Annotated in this window: 8 protein-coding genes and 1 pseudogene; 4 read left to right on the plus strand and 5 right to left on the minus strand. The window is 72.5% G+C overall.

The window, feature by feature from the left end; all coding sequences use genetic code 11:
* Positions 1-34 precede the first annotated feature (34 nt).
* Positions 35-385, plus strand: a pseudogene (locus tag O3Q52_RS45005) (lactonase family protein); the annotation flags it as partial.
* 120 nt (positions 386-505) lie between these two features.
* Here O3Q52_RS45005 and O3Q52_RS45010 read toward each other — a convergent pair.
* The 4 genes from O3Q52_RS45010 to O3Q52_RS45025 form a co-directional block, all read right to left on the minus strand.
* A complete protein-coding gene (locus tag O3Q52_RS45010; RefSeq protein WP_200400138.1) occupies positions 506-1,429 on the minus strand; it encodes a sirohydrochlorin chelatase in 924 nt (307 codons plus the stop codon).
* Positions 1,430-1,548: 119 nt separating this feature from the next.
* Positions 1,549-2,565, minus strand: coding sequence for an N-acetylglucosamine kinase (locus O3Q52_RS45015; protein ID WP_269654291.1), 1,017 nt, complete (start codon positions 2,563-2,565; stop codon positions 1,549-1,551).
* Positions 2,566-2,588: 23 nt separating this feature from the next.
* Positions 2,589-3,266, minus strand: coding sequence for a uracil-DNA glycosylase (locus O3Q52_RS45020; RefSeq protein ID WP_269654292.1), 678 nt, complete (start codon positions 3,264-3,266; stop codon positions 2,589-2,591).
* A gap of 132 nt (positions 3,267-3,398) precedes the next feature.
* Positions 3,399-4,484, minus strand: coding sequence for a sialidase family protein (locus O3Q52_RS45025; protein ID WP_269654293.1), 1,086 nt, complete (start codon positions 4,482-4,484; stop codon positions 3,399-3,401).
* Positions 4,485-4,686: 202 nt separating this feature from the next.
* On the opposite strand from O3Q52_RS45025, the gene O3Q52_RS45030 reads away from it, so the two are divergent.
* The 3 genes from O3Q52_RS45030 to O3Q52_RS45040 all read left to right on the plus strand — a co-directional run bounded on the left by O3Q52_RS45030 (position 4,687) and on the right by O3Q52_RS45040 (position 7,231).
* The gene (locus tag O3Q52_RS45030) at positions 4,687-5,259 is read left to right on the plus strand and encodes a hypothetical protein (RefSeq protein WP_269654294.1); all 573 of its coding nucleotides are present in this window, start codon (positions 4,687-4,689) and stop codon (positions 5,257-5,259) included.
* Positions 5,260-5,329: 70 nt separating this feature from the next.
* On the plus strand, positions 5,330-6,334 hold the full coding sequence (locus O3Q52_RS45035; protein ID WP_269654295.1) for an RNA polymerase sigma-70 factor: 1,005 nt from the start codon (positions 5,330-5,332) through the stop codon (positions 6,332-6,334).
* A gap of 150 nt (positions 6,335-6,484) precedes the next feature.
* On the plus strand, positions 6,485-7,231 hold the full coding sequence (locus tag O3Q52_RS45040; protein ID WP_269654296.1) for an SDR family oxidoreductase: 747 nt from the start codon (positions 6,485-6,487) through the stop codon (positions 7,229-7,231).
* A gap of 54 nt (positions 7,232-7,285) precedes the next feature.
* On the opposite strand, the gene O3Q52_RS45045 is transcribed toward O3Q52_RS45040, so the two are convergent.
* A partial coding sequence (locus tag O3Q52_RS45045; RefSeq protein WP_269654297.1) for a tRNA-dihydrouridine synthase occupies positions 7,286-7,537 on the minus strand: 252 nt, incomplete at its 5' end.

A 7,537-nucleotide genomic window follows, 5' to 3' on the forward strand; every position in this document is an offset into this window, starting at 1 on the left:
GCGTTCGTCCACACCGAGGTGAGCCCGGAGTGGGCCGGTCGGTGAGACATCCGTGCTGCCGGACCTCCCCGACGGGGACGCCTATCCGTCCGGCATCGTCGTGTCGCCCGACGGCCGCTTCCTGTGGACCGCCACGCGCGGCCAGGACGTCCTCTCCGTGCTCGTGCCCGGCCCGCCCGGCGAAGGGCCCCGGCTGGTCACCACAGTGCCCTGTGGGGGTGCCTGGCCACGGGCGCTCGCCCTCGACCCGACCGGGCGCTTCCTGTACGTGGCGAACGAGCGCTCGGGAAACGTCACCTGGTTCGAGGTGGACCAGGACACGGGCGTGCCGAAGCGGGGCGGCTCGGTCAAGGCACCCGCGGCGTCCTGCGTGGTGCTCGACTAGGACACCGGCGGGGAAGACCGCCAGGACATCCGCGGGAAGAACGCCGAAACCCCGAAGGGCCCGGCTCCGGACAGCGGAGCGGGCCCTTCGGGATTTGTGCGTGTGCGACTGCGGTCCGCGTCAGCGGACCGGCGCGCCCTGCGGCTGCGGGGGCGCGATGCCCAGCGCCGAGGTGTACTTCGCGAGCGCCAGCTTGCCGATCGCCGGGTACGGGCCGAGCGCCTCGGCGGCGGAGCAGCCCGCCTCCTTCGCGGCGGCGTCGAGCAGACCCGCGTCGAGCTCGGGACCGATCAGGTACGGGGCGAGCGCAAGCTGCTGCGAGCCCGAGGAACGCAGCTGCTCGGCGGTGGCCGCGATCGCGCCGTCCACGTCGAGCGCCGCCGCCATCACGGGCACGGCGAGCCGCGCGGCGAGCAGCATGCCGGTGATCCCGGCGGCCTGCACGGCCTCGTCGCCGCCCACGGACGCCAGGATGATGCCGTCCGCGGCCGTGGCCACGGTGAACAGCCGGGCGCGGTCGGCGCGGGCCAGACCGGCCTCGGAGAGCCGCACGTGCAGCCCCTCGGCGAGCAGCGGGTGCGGGCCGAGCACATCGGTCAGCTCGGCCGCCACGCGGCTGTCCATGACGGCCTGGCGGACCCGGCGCAGCAGCGCGCCGTCCGGACCGGCGAGCAGCGGTACGACCACGGCGACCGGGCCGTCGGGCTCCACCACGTCCACACCGGCGGCGCGGGCCTGCTCGAAGCGCGCGATGCGCTCCTCGGAGGCGTGCGCGAGTACGGACTGGAGCGTGGGGAACTCCGAGTCGTCCCCGTCGAGGTACCCGATGCGGCCGTCGAGACCGGGGAGCTCGGAGCGCGCGATGCTCACGACCTCCTCGGCGAGGCTGCGGGTGGCGGCGCTGGGCATGCCCGGCACCGCGAGGACGAGCGCGGGCGCGCCCTCGGGAGCCGCCAACGGTTCCGGTCGGCGGTGCCGGCCGGGCTGGCGGGGTCGCGGCATTCGTACTGGCAGGCCGGACGCGGGCCCAGTGGGGGAGCTCATGGCGCCGAATGTTACTGGTTTCCTGGGCTCCCCTGTTCGGGGAGGGTGCAGGTGAGCGGTATCCGTCCGGTTTTGTCTGATGAGTTACGGACGGATTGATCTCACTGGCTGTCCACGGATCAAGGGGAGTGCGTCGGCCGGCGGGAGTCCGGGGGCTCCGCGGCGTCCGTCACGACGTACAGCATGCTCTCGTCGCGCGGCAGCGTCAGCCGGTCGTCGGCCAGGTCGACGGCGATGCGTACGGCACCGTCGAGCGGGTCGCCCGCCGCCGGGACCTGCCGGGCGTGCGGCAACCGCTCCGCCAGGGCGGCCCGCAACGGTACGAGGAGAGGGTCGCCCATCCTGAAGAGACCACCCGTGAGAGCGACGTGGATTTCTCCCGGTCCCTCGTCCGGGCACACCGCGGCCGCCGAGTCGGCGATGTGCCGGGCCGCGGCGGCAAGGATGTCCGCCGCCACCGGGTCTTCGCCGGAGCAGGCGGCCACCTCGGGGGCGAAGGACGCCAGCACCGCGGGGCGGTCCGAGCGCGGGTAGAGCCGTCCCGGCAGCGCCGAGGCCGAGCCGAACATCTCCTCGGCGCGGCCGAGGAGCGCGGCCGAGCCGCCGGGCCGTCCGTCGTCGGCGCGCAGCGCCGCTTCGAGGCCGGCCCGTCCGATCCATGCGCCGCTGCCGCAGTCGCCGAGCAGATGGCCCCAGCCGTCCGCCCTGCGCCAGCTCTTCAGGTCCGTGCCGATCGCGATCATCCCCGTGCCGCCCGCGACGACCGCGCCCACCCGCTGTCCCAGCGCACCCGTGTACGCCGTGACGGCGTCGGCGACCAGCGCGAGCCTCCGTACGCCGAGCTCGCGGGCGAGCGCCGACGGCAGATCGGCGCGCAGCGAATCGCCCAGGGTGGTGAGACCGGCGGCGCCGATCGCGATCGCCCGGAGCCCCTCGACCCCGGTCCCGGCCGTCAACCGCCGGGCCATCGGCACCAGTTGTTCGAGGAGATGCCCGGCGTCGATGCCCCGGGGGCCGGTACGCACCGGCTCCCTGGTGGCCAGCGGAGCCGTGACCGGGCCGCCGTCGACGGCCAGGACGACACGCAGCCCCGAACCCCCGGAATCCACGGCCAGTACGCCCGAAACCCCCGGCATCCCCGACGTCCCGCCGGGACGGGTCACGGCAGCCGCCAGTCCACGGGGGCGCCGCCCTGGCGGGTCAGCAGGTCGTTGGCCCGGCTGAACGGACGCGAGCCGAAGAAGCCGCGGTCCGCCGACATCGGTGACGGATGCGAGGACTCGACCGACGGCAGATCGCCCAGCAGCGGCCGGAGATTGCGGGCGTCGCGCCCCCACAGGATCGACACCAGCGGACGTCCGCGCGCGGCCAGTGCCCGTATCGCCTGCTCGGTGACCTCTTCCCAGCCCTTGCCGCGGTGGGCGGCCGGCTTGCGCGGAGCCGTCGTGAGCGCCCTGTTGAGCAACAGCACGCCCTGCTGGGCCCAGGGGGTCAGATCGCCGTTCGTCGGCGGGGGCAGGCCCAGGTCGGTGTTCAGCTCCCGGTAGATGTTGATGAGGCTGCCGGGCAGCGGACGCACCTCGGGCGCGACCGAGAACGACAGCCCCACCGCGTGTCCCGGGGTCGGATAGGGGTCCTGGCCGACGATGAGGACCCGGACGTCGTCGAAGGGTTGCTGGAAGGCGCGGAGCACGTTCGGGCCCGCCGGGAGATAGGTACGTCCCGCGGCGATCTCCGCGCGCAGGAAGTCCCCCATCCCGGCGATCCGTCCGGCCACGGGTTCGAGGGCTTTCGCCCAGCCCTGTTCGACGATTTCATGCAACGGTCGTGGTGCCACGGCGTCACCATACTGCCGTACGCGCATGGTTGATCAACCGGTGGTCGCCGCACGGCCCGGGGTGGTATGTGCGGTGACAGCGGCGGATGTTGGGGCCGCGGAGGGTGGTGCGGCCCGGCCTGGTCCCGGGGCTCAATCGATCACCGCGGCCCGTACGCAGAGGACGTCCGGCAGATGGGACGCCAGCTGCTGCCAGCTGTCCCCGTCGTCCGCCGACGCGAACACCTCGCCGTTGCGATTGCCGAAGTACACGCCCGCCGGATCCGCGTCGTCCGTGCACATGGCGTCGCGCAGCACCGTGCCGTAGTGGTCCTCCTGCGGCAGCCCCGCCGAGAGCGGCTCCCAGCTCCTGCCCGCGTCCGCCGTGCGGTAGACACGGCATCGGTGGTCCGCGGGAACCCGGTCCGAGTCGGCGTTGATGGGAAAGACGTAGGCGGTGTCACCGCGATGCGGATGGGCCGCCGCGGCGAAGCCGAACGTGGACGGCAGGCCCGCGCCGATGTCCGTCCACCGCGCCCCGGCGTCGTCGCTGCGGTAGACGCCCCAGTGGTTCTGCAGATACAGGCGGTCAGGGGTCGTCGGGTCCTGCGCGATCTTGTGCACGCACTGGCCGAACTCCGGGTTCGGATCCGGCAGGAACACCGCCTCGACACCGGAGTTGGACGGCTCCCAGCTCTCCCCGCCGTCCTTCGTGCGGAAGACGCCGGCCGTGGAGACGGCGACCGTCACCGCGCGCGGGTCGCGCACGTCGGTGAGGACGGTGTGGAGGCCCTCTCCGCCGCCACCGGGCACCCACTTCGAGCGGGTGGGGTGCTCCCAGAGGGGACGGACGAGCTCGAAGGACTCGCCGCGGTCCGTCGAGCGGTACAGCGCCGCCGGTTCCGTGCCCGCGTACACCACGTCCGGCTCGGCCGCCGCCGGGTGCAGCTGCCACACGCGCTCCAGCGAAGCGCCCGTGTCCTGGGGGAACTTGACGGCGGCCTTGGCCGGCTCCGTCCAGGTGCGGCCCAGGTCGTCGGAGTGGAACACCGACGGGCCCCAGTGCGCGCTGTCGCCGCCGGCGAGGAGCCGCGGTACGTCATCGCGGGTGTCGATCGCGACCGAATAGACCGCCTGGGCATTGAAATACGGACTGTCGTCGAACTCCCAGGCACCACCGCGCCGCCGTCCGATGAACAGTCCCTTGCGTGTGCCTACCGTGAGCAGTACCTCGGTCATGCCGGCCACCTCCGGACGTCGCTGTCTCAGATATCGGCCAGTTTGCACCCCGGCACTGACAGTCACCCCTGGGCGCGACATTTGCGCAGGTCAGAACGTTTCTTCGGTGGAGTCGACGATGTGGGGTACGTCTCCTGAGCAACAGGGCGGCGGCGTTCGTATGGGAGGGCGTCGGTGTGCTGGTGATGAGGGAGGGCCCGCGATGGCGGCGTTACGAGGTCCGAGGGCGTTGCTGTGGCGTTGGTGGCCCAATCCGCTGCGGCGCCGCAGCGACAGGCTGGAGGCCTGGGCCGTGCTCGCCACCTGGCTGCTCGTCCTGCTCGCCGGGATGTTCGCGGGTCTGGCGGCCGCGCAGTCGGTCGAGCGCACCCTCGCCAGGGAGCGCGTCGAGTGGCGGCCCGTACCCGCACTGCTCACCGAGCGGGCGCCCGGCACCAGGGAAGCCGGTGTGGAGCGGGTTTGGGCGAAGGTCCGCTGGACCGCGCCCCACGGTTCGGCCCACGAGGGTCAGACACGGGTCGACCCCGGCAGCACGGCCGGCACTCCGGTCACCGTGTGGACCGACCCCGACGGCCTCCTCGTCACCAGGCCCGCGACGGAGGCCCAGGCCGGTCTGCGGGCGGCGATGATCGGCATTCTGATCGGAGTGAGTGCCGCGGCCGTACCCTTCGCCGGCGGGCGGGTGGTCCGCGGCCGTCTGGAGCGGCGGCGGATGGACGAGTGGGACACGGAGTGGGAGCGGGTCGGTCCCCAGTGGGGCTGGAAGACCGGCTGAGGGGGCGGCCCACGGTGGCGTGAACACCGCTGCTCCTGCGGCACGTTGTGTGCCCCGTGAAAGAATCCGCATGTTCACCCAGCGGCTCACGGAGGCGGAGGCAGCGGCGGCGATGCGTTCGGACCAGCCGGAGAGAGCGGCAGCGGCGAAGCACTCGGAGGATCCCGACCAGGATTCCGGGAAGCGCGCGCTGGACGAGGCCGCGACGGTCTTCGTCGGAGTGCGGCGGCAGCTCTTCGGCATCGCCTACCGCATACTCGGCAGCGCTGCGGAGGCCGAGGACGTGGTCCAGGAGGCCTGGCTGCGCTGGCAGTCGACGGACCGCACGGTCGTCCTGGACCCGCCCGCCTATCTCGCCACCGTGACGACCCGCCTGGCGATCAACGTCGCCCAGTCCGCACGCGTGCGCCGCGAGACGTACGTCGGCCCGTGGCTTCCCGAACCGGTGGACACCAGCCTCGACCCACAGCTGGGGGCCGAACGGGGCGAGGCGATGGAACTCGCGGTGCTCCTGGTCCTGGAAAAGCTGACGCCGACGGAACGGGCGGCCTACGTCCTCCGCGAGGCGTTCGACTACCCGTACGAACAGATCGCGGCCATCCTCGAAACGGGGCAGGTCAACGCCCGTCAGCTGGTCAGCCGGGCGCGCCGACGCCTGGCCGCCGAGCGCCGGGAGCCGGTGGACGCGGGCGAGCACCGGAGGCTGCTCGAAGCCTTCCTCGCGGCGGCGCGGACGGGTGACCTCATGGCACTCGAAGAGCTGCTCGCCGAGGACGTCGTCAGCTACTCGGACGGCGGGGGAGTGCGTGGCGCGACGAGGATCCCGGTGCTCGGCAGTGTCCGCGTCGCCAAGTACCTGGCGGCCTTCGCGCCGAGATTCTGGCCCGGCGCCGAGATCGAGTGGGCCGAGGCGAACGGCCGCCCGGCCGTGCTCGTCTCGCACGAGGGCCGAGCCGTCGCCCTGCTGGCCGTCGACGCCTCCGCGCAGGGCATCGACCGGATCATGTGGGTGATGAACCCCGCCAAGCTAGACCCGTACGTCCGTTCGCTTTCGGGTCCTCGCGGCACTCCGTAGGAGGCGGGCGCCGGGAGGAGAGCCGGGCGGCACCAGGAGAAGAGCCCGGCGGCGCCGGGAGACGACCGAGGCTGTCACAAACCCGAACCCTGTCCGGTCCACATGGTCAGCAGGTCCGATTCCGTCGGACGAAACCGGAAGGGTTGCACCATGAAGATCGTAGTCATCGGCGGCACTGGGCTCATTGGGTCGAAGCTGGTGGAGAGGCTCAGGGCGGACGGCCACGAGGTCCTGCCCGCCTCCCCGAACACCGGCGTCAACAGCATCACGGGCGAGGGCCTGGACGACGCGCTCAAGGGCGCCTCGGTCGTCGTGGACGTGTCCAACTCGCCCTCCTTCGAGGACAGCGCGGTGCTGGAGTTCTTCCGTACGTCCACGGGCAACCTCGTCGCGGCCGAGGCCGCGGCGGGCGTGGGACACCACGTCGCCCTGTCGGTCGTGGGGAGCGAACAACTGCCCGCCTCGGGCTACCTGCGCGCCAAGGTCGCCCAGGAGGAGCTGATCAAGGGCTCCGGAATCCCGTACACCATCGTCCGAGCCACCCAGTTCTTCGAGTTCGTGAAGGGCATCGCGGCAGGATCCACCGAGGGCGACACGGTGCGGCTGCCCTCCTCGCTCCTCCAGCCTCTCGCGTCCGACGACGTGGTCGCGGCGGTCGCCCTGGCCGCCGAGGCGGCTCCGCTGAACGGCACCACCGAGGTGGCGGGCCCCGAGGAGCTCCACCTCGACGAGTTCGTCCGCACGGGCCTGGCGGCCGAGAAGGACCCGCGCGAGGTCGTCACCGACGAGTCCGTCGGCTACTTCGGCGCGCACCCCCAGGGGCGCGAGCTGCTGCCCGGCCCCGACGCCCACATCGTCGGGACCAGCTTCACGGAATGGCTCGGCCGCCAGAAGTAGGCCGCGTCAGCAAGTAGGCCGCTCCGAAGTAGGCCGCGTCCTAAGCAGGTTCCGTCAGACCGAGCGGTGGTACTGGTCCGGCACGTGCACATCGCCCCCGAGTTCGCGGGCGATGTGGTACTGGTCCGGCACGTGCACATCGCCCCCGAGTTCGCGGGCGGCGTGCCGGGCCCACGAGGGGTTGCGCAGCAGCTCCCGGCCGAGCAGAACCGCGTCCGCCTCACCGTTGGCGACGATCTTCTCGGCCTGCTCGACATCGGTGATGAGACCGACGGCGGCGACGGCCATCGACGTATCGCCCTTCAC

This window comes from Streptomyces sp. ActVer (genome assembly GCF_027270795.1).
In the GTDB taxonomy this organism is placed as follows: Bacteria; Actinomycetota; Actinomycetes; order Streptomycetales; family Streptomycetaceae; genus Streptomyces; species Streptomyces umbrinus_A.

Coding starts and splice junctions, on each gene's coding strand:
- O3Q52_RS45010 (WP_200400138.1), bottom strand. CDS start 1,429: ATGAGCTCCCCCACTGGGCCCGCGTCCGGCCTGCCAGTACGAATGCCG.
- O3Q52_RS45015 (WP_269654291.1), bottom strand. CDS start 2,565: ATGCCGGGGGTTTCGGGCGTACTGGCCGTGGATTCCGGGGGTTCGGGG.
- O3Q52_RS45025 (WP_269654293.1), bottom strand. CDS start 4,484: ATGACCGAGGTACTGCTCACGGTAGGCACACGCAAGGGACTGTTCATC.
- O3Q52_RS45030 (WP_269654294.1), top strand. CDS start 4,687: ATGGCGGCGTTACGAGGTCCGAGGGCGTTGCTGTGGCGTTGGTGGCCC.
- O3Q52_RS45035 (WP_269654295.1), top strand. CDS start 5,330: ATGTTCACCCAGCGGCTCACGGAGGCGGAGGCAGCGGCGGCGATGCGT.
- O3Q52_RS45040 (WP_269654296.1), top strand. CDS start 6,485: ATGAAGATCGTAGTCATCGGCGGCACTGGGCTCATTGGGTCGAAGCTG.